The 19,147-nt window shown below is 37.6% G+C and carries 18 protein-coding genes and 2 riboswitches; of the genes, 3 read left to right on the forward strand and 15 right to left on the reverse strand.

All coding sequences use genetic code 11. From position 1 onward, the window contains the following. Positions 1-535 precede the first annotated feature (535 nt). The 5 genes from tenI to tenA all read right to left on the reverse strand — a co-directional run bounded on the left by tenI (position 536) and on the right by tenA (position 4,951). A complete protein-coding gene (gene tenI, locus B371_RS0111020; RefSeq protein ID WP_019414375.1) occupies positions 536-1,141 on the reverse strand; it encodes a thiazole tautomerase TenI in 606 nt (201 codons plus the stop codon). Between the two features lie 80 nt (positions 1,142-1,221). Further along, positions 1,222-1,324, reverse strand: a riboswitch (TPP riboswitch). 53 nt (positions 1,325-1,377) lie between these two features. Further along, positions 1,378-2,181 carry an energy-coupling factor transporter transmembrane protein EcfT gene (locus B371_RS0111025; RefSeq protein ID WP_019414376.1) on the reverse strand — a complete coding sequence of 268 codons (804 nt, stop codon included), beginning with the start codon at positions 2,179-2,181 and terminating at the stop codon, positions 1,378-1,380. 12 nt (positions 2,182-2,193) lie between these two features. Continuing rightward, positions 2,194-3,657 (reverse strand): ABC transporter ATP-binding protein, encoded by a 1,464-nt coding sequence (locus B371_RS0111030; RefSeq protein WP_019414377.1) that lies wholly within the window; start codon positions 3,655-3,657, stop codon positions 2,194-2,196. 12 nt (positions 3,658-3,669) lie between these two features. Continuing rightward, a complete protein-coding gene (locus B371_RS0111035) occupies positions 3,670-4,251 on the reverse strand; it encodes an ECF transporter S component (protein WP_019414378.1) in 582 nt (193 codons plus the stop codon). 19 nt (positions 4,252-4,270) lie between these two features. Then, positions 4,271-4,951: a thiaminase II gene (tenA, locus tag B371_RS0111040; protein WP_019414379.1), complete on the reverse strand. Its 681-nt coding sequence runs from the start codon at positions 4,949-4,951 to the stop codon at positions 4,271-4,273. Positions 4,952-5,082: 131 nt separating this feature from the next. Next, a riboswitch (TPP riboswitch) is annotated at positions 5,083-5,218 on the reverse strand. Positions 5,219-5,358: 140 nt separating this feature from the next. On the opposite strand from tenA, the gene B371_RS0111045 reads away from it, so the two are divergent. Next, positions 5,359-6,048, forward strand: coding sequence for an AIM24 family protein (locus B371_RS0111045; protein WP_019414380.1), 690 nt, complete (start codon positions 5,359-5,361; stop codon positions 6,046-6,048). 141 nt (positions 6,049-6,189) lie between these two features. Here the strand turns inward: B371_RS0111045 and B371_RS0111050 are convergent, their stop codons facing one another. The 3 genes from B371_RS0111050 to B371_RS0111065 all read right to left on the reverse strand — a co-directional run bounded on the left by B371_RS0111050 (position 6,190) and on the right by B371_RS0111065 (position 11,040). Continuing rightward, positions 6,190-6,810 (reverse strand): DUF421 domain-containing protein, encoded by a 621-nt coding sequence (locus tag B371_RS0111050; RefSeq protein ID WP_019414381.1) that lies wholly within the window; start codon positions 6,808-6,810, stop codon positions 6,190-6,192. Positions 6,811-7,132: 322 nt separating this feature from the next. Continuing rightward, the gene (locus B371_RS0111055) at positions 7,133-8,071 is read right to left on the reverse strand and encodes an acetamidase/formamidase family protein (RefSeq protein ID WP_019414382.1); all 939 of its coding nucleotides are present in this window, start codon (positions 8,069-8,071) and stop codon (positions 7,133-7,135) included. A gap of 953 nt (positions 8,072-9,024) precedes the next feature. Further along, the gene (locus B371_RS0111065) at positions 9,025-11,040 is read right to left on the reverse strand and encodes a penicillin-binding transpeptidase domain-containing protein (RefSeq protein ID WP_019414384.1); all 2,016 of its coding nucleotides are present in this window, start codon (positions 11,038-11,040) and stop codon (positions 9,025-9,027) included. Positions 11,041-11,457: 417 nt separating this feature from the next. Here B371_RS0111065 and B371_RS0111070 point away from each other — a divergent pair, with 417 nt between their 5' ends. Then, complete coding sequence (locus B371_RS0111070) at positions 11,458-12,009, forward strand: TVP38/TMEM64 family protein (RefSeq protein WP_019414385.1); 552 nt, start codon at positions 11,458-11,460, stop codon at positions 12,007-12,009. A 155-nt stretch (positions 12,010-12,164) separates the two neighbouring features. Beyond that, positions 12,165-12,656, forward strand: a complete 492-nt coding sequence (locus B371_RS0111075) for a YajQ family cyclic di-GMP-binding protein (protein WP_019414386.1) — start codon at positions 12,165-12,167, stop codon at positions 12,654-12,656. A 28-nt stretch (positions 12,657-12,684) separates the two neighbouring features. Here the strand turns inward: B371_RS0111075 and B371_RS0111080 are convergent, their stop codons facing one another. The 7 genes from B371_RS0111080 to B371_RS0111115 all read right to left on the reverse strand — a co-directional run bounded on the left by B371_RS0111080 (position 12,685) and on the right by B371_RS0111115 (position 18,919). Continuing rightward, the gene (locus B371_RS0111080) at positions 12,685-13,317 is read right to left on the reverse strand and encodes a DUF2238 domain-containing protein (protein ID WP_019414387.1); all 633 of its coding nucleotides are present in this window, start codon (positions 13,315-13,317) and stop codon (positions 12,685-12,687) included. A 301-nt stretch (positions 13,318-13,618) separates the two neighbouring features. Further along, positions 13,619-13,852, reverse strand: coding sequence for a hypothetical protein (locus B371_RS0111085; protein ID WP_157185190.1), 234 nt, complete (start codon positions 13,850-13,852; stop codon positions 13,619-13,621). 503 nt (positions 13,853-14,355) lie between these two features. Next, positions 14,356-16,566, reverse strand: coding sequence for a catalase/peroxidase HPI (gene katG / locus B371_RS0111095; protein ID WP_019414389.1), 2,211 nt, complete (start codon positions 16,564-16,566; stop codon positions 14,356-14,358). A 380-nt stretch (positions 16,567-16,946) separates the two neighbouring features. Beyond that, positions 16,947-17,516, reverse strand: a complete 570-nt coding sequence (locus B371_RS0111100; protein WP_019414390.1) for a manganese catalase family protein — start codon at positions 17,514-17,516, stop codon at positions 16,947-16,949. 18 nt (positions 17,517-17,534) lie between these two features. Then, positions 17,535-17,777 (reverse strand): spore coat protein CotJB, encoded by a 243-nt coding sequence (locus tag B371_RS0111105; RefSeq protein ID WP_019414391.1) that lies wholly within the window; start codon positions 17,775-17,777, stop codon positions 17,535-17,537. Beyond that, positions 17,774-17,977: a hypothetical protein gene (locus tag B371_RS0111110; RefSeq protein WP_019414392.1), complete on the reverse strand. Its 204-nt coding sequence runs from the start codon at positions 17,975-17,977 to the stop codon at positions 17,774-17,776. Before B371_RS0111110 ends, B371_RS0111105 begins: the two co-directional genes overlap by 4 nt. 243 nt (positions 17,978-18,220) lie before the next feature. Next, positions 18,221-18,919 (reverse strand): DUF421 domain-containing protein, encoded by a 699-nt coding sequence (locus B371_RS0111115; protein WP_019414393.1) that lies wholly within the window; start codon positions 18,917-18,919, stop codon positions 18,221-18,223. Positions 18,920-19,147 lie beyond the last annotated feature (228 nt).

Below are 19,147 nucleotides of genomic sequence, written 5' to 3' on the forward strand. Positions count from 1 at the left end.
TTAGCCTTTGTTCCATTATGTGCTCCTGCGGGGTCTCGTCTGTCTTGCTTTTCCCGCAGGAGTCGCCACCTTCCACTTCAATCATTCACTTTTTAATATCTCAGTGATAACAATATAGTTTAAAAAATAAATATAAAATATCTTCCTATTTTGTAAATACTTCACCTCAATTTAGATAGAACGATTTTTATGTGTAATCCGTAGATAACTAAACAAAAATTTATCACTGAACTACAAAACTCACTTCCTCTGAGACGAAACTTGCGTTTTTAAAAAAAGAAATCACACTTCACATGGATAGAAATAACGAGTGTCACATCAAATAAATCCCATTTTAGTATATTAGTCTCTATACAAGACACCATTAACACTTGGTTCTTGGCACATCAATTTCACTTTTAAAAAAGTGCATTACGTCTCTCTAGTCTGACTCCACTATAAGTGTAGAAGTCCACCCAAGTTTGAATTGAAAACCTGTTTCTTATGAGGTTACGAGATAGATTTATATTATTTTGTTAGGTACTACAAACATTTGTTACAAAGTTAGCTGTTGAGCATATTCGTTTACTGCTTTTAGTGGGTCCTTGGCGTCCATTATTCCTGACATCACGGCAATTCCCTTTGCACCAGCGTCAAGGACATCCCTAACATTTGCGGGTTTTATCCCACCTATTGCGAGAACCGGGATAGTCACTGAATGAGATACGACTTGTAAAAGTTCTAGACCCTTTGGTGCTAATCCAGGTTTTGAATTAGTAGTGAAGATATGACCTAAAATCACATAGTCTGCTCCTTGTTGTTGTGCCAGTTGAGCATCATCGACTGAATGAACAGAACAGCCAACCCTCAAGCTTTCAAACTGTTTTTTCACAACATCAGCAGGTAAGGAGTGATAGGCAAGTTGGACTCCTTGTGCTTTCAAGGCATAGGCAACATCAATTCGGTCATTGATAATTATTTTAGAAAGTGGAATATTGCGGTTTATTAATAACATCACTATTTCATAAACTTCTTTGGCTGTTTTCGATTTTTCACGGATATGAATGGCATCGATAAATGGATGAATTTGACCAATAATTTCTACTAATTGCTGAGGCTTCTGTGTTCCAGTTGATATGACATGAAGTTTTCCGCGTACCATCTTTTCTGCCCCCATTAAAAATCAGAAATAAAAAAACCACCCCGACGTAGGAGTGGTTTTTTGTTATATGTATGAACTATAACTTGTATATACCACTTCCCTACGCCAGTTCTAACTAGATCAGGTTCAAAGGGTCTGGAGTTTCTCCATCTCAGTCTATAATAGACTCCCCTAGTGTTTACATATTCTATTAAAAATTAGTATAACATACCGGTTTCATTAGAAAAACAGAATACTCAATTATTATACCTAACATCTTGAATTGGAAAATACGAATAACTATTAGCAAAGTAATAAGATGTTCCTATTACTACTACAAAATAAATCAATAGATAGACATCCAACTTAGAAAAGCCAACTAAGTAATAATAGGTTCTTTTTGTTGTATCAGAAAATCGTTTTGCCTCCATCGCGACGGCAATCCGGTGCGCTCTTCTAATACTTTGGGAAAGCATAGGGATAGAGTACGATTTTAATAAATGGTAGAAACCAAGTATCCCTTTCTGACTTTGTACACCTCGAACTTTTAATGCATATCTTATGGTTTGAAGTTCCTCGAACATAATCGGAATTAATCGTACTGCAGCCATAAAACTGTACGCATATTTAGGTTTTAGTTTCAACTGTTGCATGAGAGAATAAAATAAATAAACAGGTCTAGTGGTTAAAGCAAAAATAATTCCTAATGTTGCAAAGACAAGTCCACGAAAGCCTAAATGTAAACCTCTGAAAAAGCCTTCCTCAGTAATATGGATAAGTCCCCACTTAAACCAAGTGACTTCCCCTTTACCAAAGAAAATCATGGATGTAGAAGATGTCAGGAAAATAAGGATGAACGGTATCGAGATAATTAATAACCGCTTCCAAGGATGCCCTGTGAAAAGAATATAAAGAATAGCTGTGCCGATCATATAATTAATAATGATATTTATGTTATGAATGAATAAAATATGAATAAACAAGGCGACGATTAAAATAAATTTAAAACTAGGATTTATTTTATGAAGCCATGTTTCACGAAAAGAAAAATCCAGTTGCATTCATATGTCCCCCTATCCAACAACTTTATGCATCCCTTTTGTGTACTCGGAGGATGAACAATCTATTGTAAGCTCTCCCTGGTCTATGACCCAGACTCTTGTAGAAAAGTGTTCAACTATATTAAGGTCATGTGTAACCATGATAACAATTGTACCTTGTGATCTTAAATACTCAATTTGTTCCAAAATAGCAAATGTGTTTTTAGCATCTTGACCAAAAGTTGGTTCATCTAATAATAAAATTGGTTGCCCTTTAACAGTTGCTGCGGCGACACTTAATCTCCGTTTTTGACCCATAGAGAGTTGATAAGGATGGCTATGTTCATGGTTTTTCAAAAAATAGAATTCCAATAATTCCTCTACTTTGTTTGAAACTTTATCCAGGTTCCACTTTTCCAATCGTAGGGTAAAAGCAACTTCATCATAAACTGAATTTGTGACAAATTGAAATTCAGGATTTTGAAATACAAAGGCAGCATAGTCACTTAATTTGTTAATTTTTTTAGCATCTTGCCCAAAAATAGTGTAGACACCCTTAGTTTTTATTAAATCCATCATCGCGTGTAACAATGTACTCTTTCCTGCTCCGTTTTTACCAAGTACAGTAATCCATTCTCCAGGAAATACGTCTACATTCTTAATCTCTATTTTTTTGTTTTTTCCCCTGAAACCTGTAAAATCTGTTAAAGTAATCGCTGAATTTGAATCCCATCCAGTTGATTGAGGTCGGGGCTTACCATTTGCTAATAGATAATCTTTCCAAGCATCTGGATACCATATTCCTTGGTCAATTAGTACATGCTTATATTGCTCAAATACTTCCTGTTTTGACCCATCAGCAACAATCTCTCCGTTATCACTCAGAATGATTACTCGATCAACAAAATCAACCACATGGTTAATTTTATGTTCAACAATTACCAATGTTTTGTCTTCTCCTACTTCCTTAATTGTATTCCAAACTTCCTCAGTTCCCTCAGGGTCAAGCATAGCTGTTGGTTCGTCTAAGAATAATACATCTGATTCTAGCGCTAGGACTGCCGCTATTGCCAATCGTTGTTTCATTCCACCTGATAAAATTTGAGTTTTTGTATGCATATCATCAAAACTAAGTCCAACTTGTTTCAAATAATATGAAATATAGCTAGGCATTTGATCATGTGGAATTTGAAGATTTTCTAATACAAATGCAATCTCTTCATCTACATATGGCATACAGAATTGCGATTCTGGATCTTGAAACACAAATCCCCAAGAAAGAGGAATTTTAATATTCTCTACTTTCATCGGCACTTCTACTGATGAAGGAATTAGTCCAGTTAGAACCTGTAATAAGGTGGATTTCCCAGACCCCGAAGACCCTACTATTAATACTTTTTCCCCCTTACGAATAGAAAGGGAAAAGTCCTTAAATAGCAGGGATTCTGCTCCTGGAAACTTTAAGCGTAATTTATTAACACTAGCTATCACTTCCATAGAACCTCCACATTATTTGTCTAAGTCTTTATAATCATTACTTGAAACTGGTCGGATAAGATTTGTAACTTTAGTTTTCTCTAATGCTTGAACGATAAAGTATGCAAAAATACCTGCTATTAAAACAGCGCCCACACATCTAATACCAATCAAAAGGAGTAGATTCCATAATGCTAAATCTCCGATATAACCATAGTAGAAATCTATTAATATAGAAGCTCCTGCAGAGGCAATAGCCGCTAAAGATACGGTAAACATATCAAACTTCTTATACCTGACGGCAGCGAAAACAAGTTCTGCAGCTAAGCCTTGCCCTAAACCAAATATTAATGTCGTAACTCCCCACTCACCACCAAAAATAAATTCCCCATGAGCAGCTGCGACTTCCGCCAATAATGCAACTCCTGGTTTTCGTATAATTAAATAGGCAACCGTAGCCGCAATAAACCACATCCCATAGATAAGTTGCTCTGCATGAAGACCAAATACCGAAACAAACCCATATAATGGACCCCATAACTTATAAACAAGACCAAAAATTAAAGCAATAATAATAGTTACTAAAATATCAGTTAACTTTAATGCTCTCCCCATTCTCATCAAACTCCCTTTTCTATATCTTCACAGGCTTTTGGACAGGCCATTTTTCTAATTTAGATGCCATTTCCCAGAATGAATATTCGTATTGGCTACTAATGATAAAGTGTTCTTTCATCCGTTGTAGATCTTCTGCAGCTAGTGTTTCAGCAATCTTATCAAGTCTATTAATTTGTTCTTCGACTAAGGTTCTAAACCATTCCCCACCATATGCGGCAATCCATTCTTGGTATATCGGTTCATTAGGGGCACATGACTGTAACTTCTCCCCGATTTCATAGTAAAGCCAATAACACGGTAATATTGCTGCGATGATATCTCCTATATGTCCTTGATATGCTGCACGATACATGTGGGAAGTGTATGCATATGCAGTTGGCGACGGCTTGAAATTAGCTTTTTCTGATTCAGTAATTCCGAGACGACGAGAAAAGTTTTCATGCAAGGATAATTCTGCTTCATGAGTGCCCTGTGCGTGTGCTGCCATTCTACTTGTTGTTTCAAAATCGGTAGCCCGAGCTGCACCTAGAGCTTGAACTCTTGCAAAATGGGATAAATAGTAAGCGTCTTGCATGACGTAATAACGAAAATTTTCTAGTGGTAATGTTCCATCACCAATTCCTGTTACGAAAGGATGATTAAAACTTGCTTCCCATATGTGATTTGATTCCTCTCTTAAAAGCTTTGAATATGTCATGAAACGTCCTCCTCATTATTATTATTTAAATCTCGAATGGTACGTCTATCCCCTAATTTGGACAACAAAAAAACCACTTTCTTAATAAACATAAGAAAGTGGTTGTATTGGAAAAATAGGTAGAAACGTATTGCTCCGCAACTCCACTTTCCTACGCTGGTATAAACCAGATCAGGTTCTAAGGGTCTTAAAGCTTAACTTTAATCTCAACCTTTTTAATAAGTAAATGTTTCTATTTACCTATTGAAGGTCCCCCTAGTGGAAGATATTACTATTCAGTTTTTTACATTTCCATCATAACATACTTACAATTGATCTGCCTATAACAATCTGCTCCAACGTGAAACTTTTCCTAGTGCCAATTCGTATGTTTAAATAAGGTTAAATAAGGAAGGGGAAATAATTGAATGAGCAAGTATTCGATTGATGAATTTATTAAAAAAACCCAGCAGGATGAACGTGAGAATGATTATTTCGAATTAGAAACTGAACGCATTTTGGAAGTGAATTTAACGGATCTTGTTTGGGCAAAGGCAGGGTCAATGATTTCTTACACCGGGCAGATTAAATTTGAACGGGAAAAGATGCTAGAGCACGGCGTCAGTCAAATGTTTAAAAAGGCATTGACAGGAGAAGGTGCTTCTCTAATGAAAGCACATGGAAAAGGAAGATTATATTTAGCAGATCAAGGAAAAAAAATCACAATTTTCGAGCTAAATAATGAGTCAATTACGGTGAACGGTAACGACCTTCTTGCTTTTGAACCCACGATCAAATGGGATATTAAACTCATGAAAAAAGTTGCCGGCATGATGTCTGGAGGTTTGTTCAATGTGACTTTGCAAGGCAAAGGAAAAGTGGCAATCACCTCACATTACGAGCCATTGACCCTGCTTATCCGACCTGGTGAATCTGTTATCACAGATCCAAACGCAACTGTCGCGTGGTCCGGTCACTTAACTCCTGAATTTAAAACAGATTTTAGCTTTAGAACTTTATTAGGACGTGGTAGCGGAGAATCCATTCAAATGGAATTCAAAGGCGAAGGATTTGTCATCGTTCAACCATTTGAAGAAGTCTATACGACTGGCGAGTAACTCTTTTTAAATTCAAATCTCAAGAAAATATGAAAAGCGCAAAGGCGTTTCTCTAGCTCGACACTGGTGCTGGAGCGACAAACAAATGACACCCAGTAGAAATTAATTCTACTAGAGTGTCATTTGTATTTATATTGAACTTTATTCAAGACGTTCAGGAATTGCAGGAAAATGTCCTCCATTAATTTCAGTAAAAAAGTTTGAGTTATTTGGATTTGGTTCTGGTTGTTGCTTTAAGGAACTAGCATTCACTTGTGCTGTAAGGTTGCTAAGCATTAATAGAACCTTATCTATATCTTCCTTAGTAGCAAGCTTCTTTTTTTCAACGAGTAAATAACCTAATTTTCCACTCGCTTCAATTGTACCCCATTGTACGTCCTTTATATTGGCTATCCCATTTTGGCGTAATCGCATTTCAAGTTTGTCCACAGTTAGGCGCAATTTCTTCAAATTCTTTTCATTTAACTGTCCATTTTCGATAATGACTTTGGAGCGTCCAGTAAAGATAGTTTCAGTAAAATCCCATTTCAATTGGATATATTCAATAATTGCCAAGATTACTATTAGCATAGCCGCAGTCGCAAGAGTAACCCAAACATTTTGGCCGCTTATAGGCTGTATTAAAAGTGTACCGATTGAAATCATTATGACTGTTTGGGAAATTGTCATTTGGGAGATAGATCTTCTACCAGAAAGTCTTAATAAGAATATACCGAATATGATAATTACCACGGATTTCCACATCCAGCTAAAATCATCCATACATATCACCGCCATGTTAGTTAGTTTCCATAGCATTAGCAATTTGATGGTTTATATACGAATGAAATCAATATTGACTAAACTGTTCATAGCTTTTATAGAAGATAAACTTGCAACAACAAACAAATCAATTCGCTAATTTTTTTAGTCAATATTAAAACTGAACCCCAAAAAACCAGTTTTAGTAATTGTTTAGACACTAGTTGTTTTAACTTGGAACTTGGAGACGTTTTGAAGTGGCATTGTCATCCAAGTATCTTTCTTTTTAAACTTAGTAGATACTTCGATTTTTCTTTCCTTTACCGAACCAGTTAGTCTAAGCCTATTTCCGTATTACACCATGGGGCAATAGTGCATGGACTCCTTTTACACCATTAACCACTTGAGTTACTCTTAAGTCAACAGCAACGCTTGCCAATGCTGTTGCCTGTACTTTTTCAATTCCATAAAACTGTTGCATGAGTATAACCATTTCATCAAGTGCTACAGCTGCAGCCTCATTTAAATCTTCATTAAACCCAAAAGTAATCCATCCTGCTGGTGTATTTGCTCTAGGCATATTCAGCTGCATATCATCCCTTACAGTTAAAGTGATGTCTACGAAATCCATCGGGCATTCAATCGCTGTACCCGAACTTTCTCCGTCTCCTTGAAGAGCATGGCCATCTCCTAGTGAAAATAAAGCTCCCTCTACTGCTATAGGCAAGTATAAGCTACTCCCTCTGACTAATTCTTTACAGTCAATGTTTCCACCACAATAACGGGGTGGCGTTGTAGAATGCAAACCAGGTTCTGCAGGTGCTACACCCATTAACCCTAAAAACGGAGACAGACCTACATGAAACAGCTGACCGCCAATTTCAGCCTTCCCAGCCATAGTTATTGAATCAAGTTCCCAGTCTACCTGTAATTTTTCTGTGTTGGTAATTCCTAATTTTTCATTTTGCCAATTAGGAATTCCTCCCGCCCAATTACGACCATACCACCCTGGGACCAGCTCATTAACCCTTACTTCCAACACCATTCCAGGGGTTGCTCCTCGTATAGCAATCGGTCCTATTATCGGGTGCTTTGGTATCTCTTCGTTCTCTCTTGACTCGAAAATTATTCTTTCTTCTTGTTTAGAGGATGAATATCCCCATTGAATATCCAACGTTTTTAATTGAATAGAATCACCTGAATCTACTGTTATAATCGGACGATACTTATTGTTAAAAGAACCATGTAGATTTTTCTTTTCAAGATTTATTTTATGTATCAAGCATACTCGCTCCTTAAGATATGTTTTTTAAATGCTTTAGGAAAAAATTGTAATACTATTAAAAATCTCAAAACTTTGTTCTATCGATAAAAGTTTTTACTATCATCACCATAAGCATATAGGAACCAACTTTTTGTCCATTCCAGGTACATACCTACTTTTATATTAAGTTAATTTTACAAATATTGATACTGCATGTATTAAATTTTCAATTACATCTCCTTTTCTTTGCTAGTAACCATGCCACGGATTTAAATACCATGCATTCAAATTTTTCGCTTTGGTGGATAAGAGAATACACACTAACCGCACAGAATTAGGTAGCTGAAGATACAATTCCGGCCTTTCTTTGCTTTCTTTAATAGTACCTGTAATTTTGCTAGTACTGTTCCTTTTCTGTTTGAAAATTCGGCTTACAAAGGAGTAAAAAGCTTGAGTTTTCCGGATAAGTGATAGTTTTAGCATAAAGTGGATTTACTAAGAGATGTCACATGTTTTTTTGTTCGTTTTGGAGTGGCTTAATTGAGGACTTTTAATATTATTCCAACTTGGATTGTGTTTTTTCCAACTTGGATCCCGAAAATTCCAACTTGGCATCTCATTTTTCCAACTTGGACACCATTTTTTCCAACTGAGCAATCGCTCACTCTTATTTTCAATAGAAAGCCTTGTTTGTTTGCTGAAAAAGTGTCGTTAATTTTTTAATTTCCCTAAAAAGCACTTAAAATCGATGTCATTTCATCTAACAAGCACTTGGTTTGCCAAAAAGATTCTAACAATCCAAGGTTTAACTGAACACCAAAAAGCCCACTAACAATCAGTGGACTTTTTGTGATTTCTATTGAATTCATAAGTCATTTCAACACTATTACAAGAAAAATTTGAATAAATCAGTTGCCGATTTATCGAATTTTCTACGGATAAGGGGACATAGACTGCCATTTTGCTACTCTTTAATCTATTTTTAAAAACACCTTTGAAACAAGATCTGCCACATAACCACTACCATTGTTATCTTCCACACCTTCAATCATCATCGCAAGTATGAAAACAGGATTTTCAGAGTTATAGGCAACAAAGAATCCATTTTCCTGTCCCTTCTCTTCCAAAGCTACTTTCAATTCCGCCGTGCCAGTTTTTCCAGCAAGCGGAATAGCTGGGAGGTTGGCCGACTGAGCAAACCCATCAACGACAACGTTACGCAGGCTTGTTCGGAGGAGCGCAGCATTTTCCGCACTCACCAACCCTTCTTTCCAAACTTGTGCGGTTTCTTCGTCCATAAACAGTGTCGGCTTATACATCACTCCGTCTGTCAGTAAGACTCCATACATCGATGCCAGGTGAATAATATTCGTTAGCATTTGCCCTTGTCCGAACGATGTATCAGCAAGTTGACCTTCTGAGTCAATACTGCCATCATTTGAAATCTGAGAAGATTTCATGTTATAAGCGAACGGAATTTCTTCGCCAAAACCAAATCGTTTTAATCCCTCCACAAATGCCTTAGGTCCCATTTCCAATGCTTCCTGTGCGAAGTAAATATTGTCGGAATAAACGAGTGCTTTGTTCAGATCAATTGGATTTGGTGCTTCCGAATGGACACGCGTCACTCGGTAATTACTCCAAGATGAATTCTTTTGCCATGTTTCCCCTGTAATCGTCAATCCTTCAGTCGCTTCTAGTGTGCCGGCTTCCAAGCCAATAGCCGCTGTCATCGGTTTTATGGTTGAACCTGGTGCGTAGGCAGATGTAAATCGATTGAATAGTGGATTAAGTGGACTTTCCTGTAGTTCCTTGTAGCGAGTCCCGCTTATACCCAGCATTAATTCGTTAGGATCAAACCCTGGGGAACTGACAAGAGCAAGTGTTTCACCCGTATCAGGATCAACAGCTGCACTGGTACCCGGCTCACCAATCATTGCCTGATAGATTGTTTTCTGTAACTCTGCATTGATCGTTAATGATATAGTTTCTCCATTAACGGCTGGAGTTTCGGAAACTGTTATATCTTTAACACCTTCTTCTAACTTGTCAATATAAATACGGACACCATCCTTCCCACGGAGTCGATCTTCAAGTAACAACTCCATGCCTTGTCTTCCGATGAGGTCGACAGAAGTATATCCTTCATCTTCACGCTCAGCCAATTGCTTCTCTGTAATTACCCCAATATAACCAGATAAATGCGAAAGTGCTTCTTCATACGGGTACTCACGCATCGGAGACTGTTGTCTCATAACACCAGGAATATCAGGAATTTGTTCCAACACTACACTATTGTTTTTGGCAATGATTCCAATAGGTACAAAATGATTCGGTTTCACCCAGCTTTGATTTAGCTGACCGTCAATATACTCTAAAGTTGTGCCAAGCAACTCAGCCAACTCAACCTTTTTCGAATCGTCGGTGAACTTTTCCGGAACGATACCTATTTCAAACCCACTTCCGTTCGCAGCAATTGCCCGTCCATTACGGTCGTGGATTTCTCCACGTTTAGAGCTGAGTGTTGAAATTCTCACTGCATCGCCCTCTTCAAGCTCTGGGAAAATAAATGAAGGATTCCATTCTACAAACCAGTTCTCTGTTTCTTCATGAGTTTCTTGAATTAGTGTCATTGTTTTCTCAAACTCCACTGGTCCTGCAATTGTATCCATTTTTACTTGAAGAGGAAATACTGCTGGTACCTCCTTGTCCCATTTCGTATCTTTGGAAGGTTTTGAGTACGTAACTTTTACATTTTCAATACCAAGATCCTTTTGAAGTTTCTTCTGACGCTCCACGAATTTTTCGGTCCCGAATTCCTCTTTTGTTCCGTGAGCTAAAAAATCGTTGTACATAACGACAAAATCGTTTTTGTTCCAATGATCCACATATTCCGCTAACCTTTCCTCCGGCGTTACCTTCTCCTGGCAACTCGTGAGGAAAATGAGCAATGTCAGTGAGAAAACTCCAATCAATACTTTTTTCAATCTAAGAACCTCATTTCATTTAAAATTATACTAGACAAGCTATTGGCAGTTAATATCAAGCTGTGACTGACGATAGATTATAATTCAAATGTCTGACCTAGTTGTTTGCGTTACAGATATAATATAGGTAGACTAAGTTACCTGTTATAGTTGTCCCATTATTAAAATTTTCAAGTGTAGACTCTATATATCTTTCACATATGTTTAAGATATCTAAACATTTTAGTGTCAAAGTATTTTCATAAACCTGTAACAAGTGAAAACCGAGTTATTTACTTTCTCTATATTTTTCATAAAATAAGTATTTCTTCAATACATTAATAACATGCCTTTAAATCTTCAAGACCTATTGCTATTTTTACATATATGGTCTATATATAGTTGTAGTAATCATTACAGACTGGACAGGAGGATCATATGGATCAATTCGATCAAACCCTTGCGTCATTTATTGAAGCTGCAGGGTGGCTAGCTCCTGTATTTTTTGTTCTTTTACATTTATTTAGACCACTTTTGTTTATTCCGGTTATTGTAGTCTGTATTGCAGGTGGAGTTTTGTTTGGTTTCCTTCAGGGGGCAGTATTATCTTTTATTGGTCTTTCTTTGATGAGTTTAGTTTCTTATTTGCTTGTTAACAAATTTCCGAAGTTCCAGGAAAAAGTCTCACGTTTAAAAGAAAAAGTGTTTAAGGACCGCACAATTTCCGTTAGTCAGGTCATGATTTTACGAATTATGCCTTTTGTCCATTTCCATTTACTTTCACTTTATCTAATGGAGATGTCAAAGACTTTTAAGGAATATATGTATTATTCTTTATTGGGTCTCATTATGCCGGCTGTACTTTATACTGCTTTCGGGGAAATTATCACTGAATTACCTTGGTATTTAACAGGGCTCATGTTCATTATATTGATTATTATTTATTTTTATATAGCTAAACAAAATGACTCACGTCTAGAATCTAATTGAATTGAATGCAAATATCAGTTTTACTGAATAGGATTCTCTCTTGTAACTATTCACAAGATCCTTATTAAAGGGTCTTTTTTTATGGAGTAAGCAGTATGTACGGAGAAGTTTTTGCTTTTTTGTTATAGTAGAAATAAATATGGGAGGTTTTATTCATGGCAAAAGATAGTTCATTTGATATTGTTTCAGAAGTTGATTTCTCCGAAGTTAAAAACGCCGTCACTTTAGCGACAAAAGAAATTAAGACTCGTTATGATTTTAAAGGAAGTATAAGTAGTATTACATTGGATAATGAAGAGATTGTATTAGTTTCCGACGATGAGTATAAGTTGGAGCAGTTGAAGGATGTTTTAATTAGCAAGTTGATTCAACGTAATGTATCTATTAAGAACATTGATTATGGCAAACTCGAAGGTGCTTCCGGGGGAACTGTCCGTCAGCGAACGAAACTAATTCAAGGGATTGATAAAGACCTAGCAAGAGACATTATCGCCATCATTAAGAACAGTGGTGTTAAAGTGAAAACTCAAATTCAAGATGATCAAATCCGTGTGACTGGAAAAAATCGTGATGACCTTCAAGCAATAATTTCAGCGGTCAGACAGGCAGAAATGCCAATCGATATACAGTTCATCAATTACAGATAGGTAAAAATAAGGGGTATTTCACGATAAATTACCCCTTATTTCTTAACTTATTCATGAGCTTGTCATGTAGCTTTGAAAAAATGAAATACGACAGGATAGAACCAATAAAAGCAAGTGACATATCCCATTGTGCATCCCACATATCACCCTGCATACCTAAAAAATCATCTTTCCTCTCTTCTTCTTTAATCGGCAAATAAGTACTCAACCATTCAATGATTTCGTAGAACGCAGCAATAGCTAGAATGATACTCGAAGTAATGCCAAACAACCATCGACCTTTGACTAGTGGTGTGTTCCTTATCAAAACTTCTCTTACCACAATCGCAGACAAGCCTTTTAATAAATGTCCAAATCGATCATAATGGTTACGTTTCAAATCAAATTCATCTTGTAGCCAATTAAAAAGTGGTACCTCAGTGTATGTGTAATGTCCACCGATAAACGTAAGGATTGATAATAAGGCCATAATGCAATAAGAAAGGGTTGTGAAGCGATACTTATTGTAAACGGCAATGACAATAGCCAATATTACTATTGCAGGACTAACCTCTGACACCCATGTCCAAACATCTCTAGGATTAATAGCTGACCAGATAAAAACAATAATAACCGCTATAAGCAAGGAAAGGTTTACTTTTGTACCCTTATCTACCCCCACTAGTATCACTCCTTCCGCTCAACAGTATGAGAAGAAACAGAAGTGCATATACAGTATTGTCTCTCTTTTCGGATAATCCAGGGGTGTAGGTCTCAAATAGAAATCGTCAATTCAGTAACCTCTTGACTTGATTACTATTACAAACCCTTAATCTCAAGTATCCACACAAGACGTTATCCAAATTGCTTGTTCATCTCTTGAATCATTTCTCTGCCCGAATAAGTGTGTGGAAGCTGCAACATAACGAACTTATTTAATTTGCGGTTCAACTTATATAGATCCAAAACAGCATAGCTTTCATTCACCGCATCAATAAATAGATCGCCTCATTCATCTGGCTGATTATTGCACGTTCACTCGTTTTCATATACCTAAGTCCGTCAGCTTGCTCCATATAACGCTCAATCTGGTTTATGGTCACACCATCCATCCTCATATTCTCACTGATTCCATTGCAAATCATATCGTCCAATCTTTTTAAATCCTTTGCAAGCAATGGACCTAGAACAAAATGATAGCGTGTTTTGCTATTCATCACCACTATGTACTTTCTACGATTAAGCAGGAACATATGGGAATGCCAGGAATAGAATTAATCCTGATTGGTTTCCGGTTTCTCAAGCAAGTCCTTCTTCAAATAATCTGCAAGCTTCTTCGTGCATTGAATGGTCAACATTACTTCTCACCTCTTCTTCAACCTTAGTAAAGACCGTTTAATTAATCATACAATTAATGGTCATTCCATGCTATGGATATGGGGTAAAAGGCTATATAAAGGGAATCTCCCGAACAAGGCCTCGTGGCTGGTAGGTTATAATTTTATACTAGATCGATCAAATATTACTTATTTACTCATACAAAAATGCTTGTAGAGAAAAAACCATAGAGGTTTCTCTACAAGCTGAGGAATGGTTCCCTGTTCCAAAAAAAAGACTTACTTGGAGTATACGAATCGAACTCATTAAAGTGTGAGCTCAATTCAGGTATCCAAGTAAGGTGCTTCGGATAAAAAAATTATCCATCATATCAAATGATGATTTATTTAAGGTCGAAACGATCTGCGTTCATGATTTTAACCCAAGCCGCGACAAAGTCATTCACAAACTTCTCTTTGTTGTCGTCTTGTGCATAGACTTCTGCAAGGGCACGCAAGACTGAGTTTGAACCAAATACGAGGTCAAATCGTGTTGCTGTGCGTACGACTACACCTGTTTTGCGGTCGCTTCCTTCGTATAGGTTGAAGTCTGATGGCTTCCACTGAATGCCCATGTCAAGTAGGTTAACGAAGAAATCGTTAGTAAGTGTACCGACACGGTCTGTGAATTCGCCATGTTTTGTGCCACCGTGATTTGTACCAAGAACACGCATTCCACCAATTAGTACCGTCATTTCCGTCGCTGAAAGGTTTAACAGTTGTGCCTTGTCTAACAGCTGCTCTTCTGGGCTTACGCTGTATTCTTTCTTCTGGTAGTTACGGAATCCGTCAGAGACCGGTTCTAATACGTCAAAGCTATCAACTTCTGTTTGCTCTTGTGTTGCGTCACCGCGTCCAGGAGTAAATGGAACTGTTACTTCAACACCCGCATCTTTAGCTGCTTTTTCTACTGCGGCACTACCACCCAGCACAATCAAATCAGCAATGCTGACTTTCTTTTCAAGCTGGCTTTGAATTTCTTCATATACAGAAAGAACTTTTGCAAGTTGTTCTGGCTGATTCGCTTCCCAATCCTTCTGTGGTGCAAGGCGGATTCGGGAACCGTTCGCTCCACCGCGCATATCGGAACCACGGAACGTACTAGCAGAAGCCCAAGCAGTTGTTGTTAACTCACTGACTGTAAGACCTGAGTCTAAGATTTTTATTTTAAGGTTCGCTACTTCAGCGTTAGTTAATTCGTAATCAACATGTGGTATTGGATCTTGCCAAATTAGTTCTTCTGCAGGAACTTCTGGACCAAGGTATCTTTCTTTAGGACCCATGTCACGGTGAAGTAACTTGAACCATGCACGAGAGAATGTTTCTGCAAACTGATCTGGATTTTGGTGGAAATGGCGGGAAATCTTTTCGTATTCAGGGTCCATACGCAATGCCATATCCGCAGTCGTCATCATCGTAGACACGCGGATAGATGAATCTTCTGCATCTGGTGCAAGATCCTCTTCTTTAGGGTTAATCGCCGCCCACTGGTAGGCACCCGCGGGGCTCTTTGTAAGCTCCCACTCGTATCCAAATAATAGATCATAGAAACCGTTATCCCACTGTATCGGATTGGCTGTCCATGCGCCATCGATGCCGCTAGTGATCGTGTCACGACCTTTACCACTTTCATGAGAACTTAACCAGCCTAATCCTTGTGTTTCGATATCCGCTGCTTCTGGTGATGCTTCAACATGAGCTGGATTCCCAGCACCGTGCGCTTTACCAAATGTATGACCACCAGCTGTTAGTGCAACGGTCTCTTCATCGTTCATCCCCATACGTGCAAATGTTTCGCGGATGTCGCGGGCACTTGCAAGTGGATCCGGCTTTCCGTTTGGACCTTCAGGATTAACGTAGATCAGACCCATCTGAACGGCAGCAAGTGGATTTTCAAGATTGCGATCGCCTGAGTAGCGGTTGTCATCAAGCCATTCTTTTTCATTACCCCAGTAGATGTCTTCTTCTGGATGCCAAACATCTGCGCGTCCTCCAGCAAAACCAAATGTCTTTAAGCCCATAGATTCAAGCGCAACATTACCAGTTAATACGATTAAGTCCGCCCAGGAAATCTTATTCCCGTATTTTTGCTTAATCGGCCACAGAAGTCGTCGTGCTTTATCAAGGTTTCCATTATCTGGCCAGCTGTTAAGTGGAGCAAAACGTTGTTGACCCGTTCCGCCGCCCCCGCGACCGTCACCAGTACGATACGTACCAGCTGCGTGCCAAGACATTCGAATAAAGAATGGACCGTAGTGACCGTAATCAGCAGGCCACCATTCCTGACTGTCTGTCATCAGGTTATGAAGATCCTGCTTCAGTGCTTGATAATCCAGCTTTTTAAATTCCTCTGCATAATCAAATTCTTCACCCAGTGGATTGGTCTTTTTGTCATGTTGATGAAGGATATGTAAATTTAGTTGATTTGGCCACCAGTCCTTGTTTGTCGTACCAACCGTCGTTGTCGTGATAGCACTCTCTTCATAAGTTTTTTCATGTGTTTGTCCGTGTGATACTGGGCACTTCCCAGCGGTGTTGTTTTCATTGTGATCCATCTGTAATTCCCCCTAGCTTTCTTTGTAATATAAGTCGTAAATCATGACGCGTTTGCTCAAAACAACTTTACAAGTAATAATAATCATTCTCACATTATAATTATACTAAATAGATTTTTAAATTGAAAGAAAGAAGCATACTGAACTCTTAACCTTTTAAAATATGAAATCAAACAAAGGAAGATACAATGTTGTTCAAGTTAAGAATTCACAGCATAAATACCCTTCACATAAATCGGATTAGCGAGAGTGTCAACAAATAAAATACTTTTTAGAATGTTAATCTCTATATACTAATTAGACCATAAACACCCCGGCTTATGGCACCTGAAATTATATGCGATTTATTCAAATAAAAAAAACGCCTAAGTAAAAGGCGTTTAAAAAATCTTTTTCTGCACTTGTTCTTCCTTCAACATTTCAACCGCTTCTCTAAATCGCATTGAATGTACATTTTCTCGTTCACGTAAAAATCGTAGCGAATCGTTAATGTAAGGGTCATCCGAAACGTCAATTAACCATTGATACGTTGCACGCGCTTTTTCTTCAGCTGCAATATCTTCATATAAATCTGCGATTGGGTCCCCTTTGGATTGGATATACGCTGCGGTAAATGGAACACCAGCTGCATTATGATAGAAGAGAGAATGACCGTGACTCACAAAATGCGCTCCAAGACCCGCTTCTACTAATTGATCAGGTGTCGCATCTTTCGTTAATTTATAAATCATCGTCGCTATCATTTCCAAGTGACTAAATTCTTCTGTCGAAATATCTGTCAACAACCCAATGACTTTGTCCGGTACCGTGTAACGCTGATTCATATACCTTAGTGCTGCTGCTAGTTCACCGTCGGCACCTCCATATTGTTCCATTAAAAACTTTGCTAACATTGGATTTGTATCTCTGACTTCTACCGGATATTGAAGCTTTTTGTCATAAATCCACATCGTCTATCCAGCCTCCTTTCATACATGCCATGGCCATGGAGTACAGTTTACTTTGGTACAAGACACGGGAGTAAGTCGAGTTAATGGTCCATAAAGGGATTCATATGATCTTCTAATTTTCCTCGCAACCTTCATTATATTCTTTAACTTTTGACACCCGATAAGATCATCTGGATGTGTATGCATATATAACTCCCACTCGATTACATTAAAGTCGGCAATTTGAAGGTCCAATAACATCCTCTTCTGTTCTTCGCTCATGAGATACCTTCTTCATTTGAATATCCATCTACTAACATCGGCCACACAGACCCATGAATAAATGCAGCTGCCGGATCATATTCAACACAATTAACCGGCTGTTTTTGCCACCAAATTGGAGGTGGTAAAACAAAATAATGTGGCTGTCCTCCTGGTGGAACATAGACGCCTCGATACGCTAACGTATTAACATTATTCACTCCTCTTGGTTAACATATGATGTTCATGAAAATAATATTAGCAAATTCTGAGAACAAATTTTCAACCTCTGATGTTAGGAATCTCTCTTTTTATGACAACTTCTTAACTTCTTCAAGAAAGATTACACAAGAAAAAACCGTCAAAAGAAATCCAAATTCCTTTTGACGATTTTTTATTTCAAGCTTTATGAGATAGTTCTTTGCCCTACACATATATGATGGGAAACATACATTTATTTGATTTTAACTCAACTCTTGCCCTTTTTTATCTATATACAATTTACCATCTTTACCTACTTCCGCATAAAACACTTCTGATACTGAATTAATTCCTGATAGTTTAAGTTGCTCGGTTAACCATTGAGAAGTTATATTTAATTTCTTTAAGTTTAAAGAAACAATACTTCCATCTGAAATCACTGCTGTTGAAATAGGGTAAATATTCGGTTGAGTTAGTTGTATCCCCATGTCGGATTTTGTCACAAATTTCTGAGGTTCTTTTTTCATAACAGATAATTTTCCGCTTGTTTCAAAAATCGCATAGTCCACATCAAAAATGGAAAAAACATTCTTCACTCTTAGAAGAGCATTTAGTGCATCAACATCCAAGCGTACTTTACGAAGTTCATCTTCCATAATTTTACCGTTTTTAATAACTATTCTTGGTTGTCCTTCAATAAGTACACGTGCTTCTCTTGAATTAATACTTATAATCCCTAGAACAATCGTAAAAATACTCCATGCTACTAACGCTATTAGCCCATTCCTAATACTTAAAGTTGAATCGATTGCTAAGGAAGCACCTATGGTACCAATTGATATGGCGGAAATAAAATTAAAAAACGTCATTTGAGCAATTTCTTTTCTTCCCATTATCCTGGTTAAAATTAATAACACTGTAAATGCAATAAGCAACCTAACTATTAAAACTGAAACAGTCATTTCTAAACTCCCTTAAAGTAAATTTGCTTTTACACATATTATTGTTACCCATACTTCATAAATACATGTACAAATTCATTTAAAAGGTAAGAAAAACCGTGCAAAGTAGGCCCGGTCCTTTTAAGAAGGGTAACCATAGAAACCCTTTGATTTCCGCTACGGTGGACGCTTTTCGCGGGCATGGCTTCAGTCTCCTCGTCACTGCGTTCCTACGGGGCCTTCAGCTCA

This window comes from Paenisporosarcina sp. TG20 (genome assembly GCF_000286315.1).
Lineage (GTDB): Bacteria > Bacillota > Bacilli > Bacillales_A > Planococcaceae > Paenisporosarcina.

What these genes read in the sequence shown, in the direction of transcription:
- tenI (WP_019414375.1), bottom strand. Translation starts at nt 1,141, where the DNA reads ATGGTACGCGGAAAACTTCATGTCATATCAACTGGAACACAGAAGCCT.
- B371_RS0111025 (WP_019414376.1), bottom strand. Translation starts at nt 2,181, where the DNA reads ATGCAACTGGATTTTTCTTTTCGTGAAACATGGCTTCATAAAATAAAT.
- B371_RS0111030 (WP_019414377.1), bottom strand. Translation starts at nt 3,657, where the DNA reads ATGGAAGTGATAGCTAGTGTTAATAAATTACGCTTAAAGTTTCCAGGA.
- B371_RS0111035 (WP_019414378.1), bottom strand. Translation starts at nt 4,251, where the DNA reads ATGGGGAGAGCATTAAAGTTAACTGATATTTTAGTAACTATTATTATT.
- tenA (WP_019414379.1), bottom strand. Translation starts at nt 4,951, where the DNA reads ATGACATATTCAAAGCTTTTAAGAGAGGAATCAAATCACATATGGGAA.
- B371_RS0111045 (WP_019414380.1), top strand. Translation starts at nt 5,359, where the DNA reads ATGAGCAAGTATTCGATTGATGAATTTATTAAAAAAACCCAGCAGGAT.
- B371_RS0111050 (WP_019414381.1), bottom strand. Translation starts at nt 6,810, where the DNA reads ATGGATGATTTTAGCTGGATGTGGAAATCCGTGGTAATTATCATATTC.
- B371_RS0111070 (WP_019414385.1), top strand. Translation starts at nt 11,458, where the DNA reads ATGGATCAATTCGATCAAACCCTTGCGTCATTTATTGAAGCTGCAGGG.
- B371_RS0111075 (WP_019414386.1), top strand. Translation starts at nt 12,165, where the DNA reads ATGGCAAAAGATAGTTCATTTGATATTGTTTCAGAAGTTGATTTCTCC.
- B371_RS0111085 (WP_157185190.1), bottom strand. Translation starts at nt 13,852, where the DNA reads ATGAATAGCAAAACACGCTATCATTTTGTTCTAGGTCCATTGCTTGCA.
- katG (WP_019414389.1), bottom strand. Translation starts at nt 16,566, where the DNA reads ATGGATCACAATGAAAACAACACCGCTGGGAAGTGCCCAGTATCACAC.
- B371_RS0111100 (WP_019414390.1), bottom strand. Translation starts at nt 17,516, where the DNA reads ATGTGGATTTATGACAAAAAGCTTCAATATCCGGTAGAAGTCAGAGAT.
- B371_RS0111105 (WP_019414391.1), bottom strand. Translation starts at nt 17,777, where the DNA reads ATGAGCGAAGAACAGAAGAGGATGTTATTGGACCTTCAAATTGCCGAC.
- B371_RS0111115 (WP_019414393.1), bottom strand. Translation starts at nt 18,919, where the DNA reads ATGACTGTTTCAGTTTTAATAGTTAGGTTGCTTATTGCATTTACAGTG.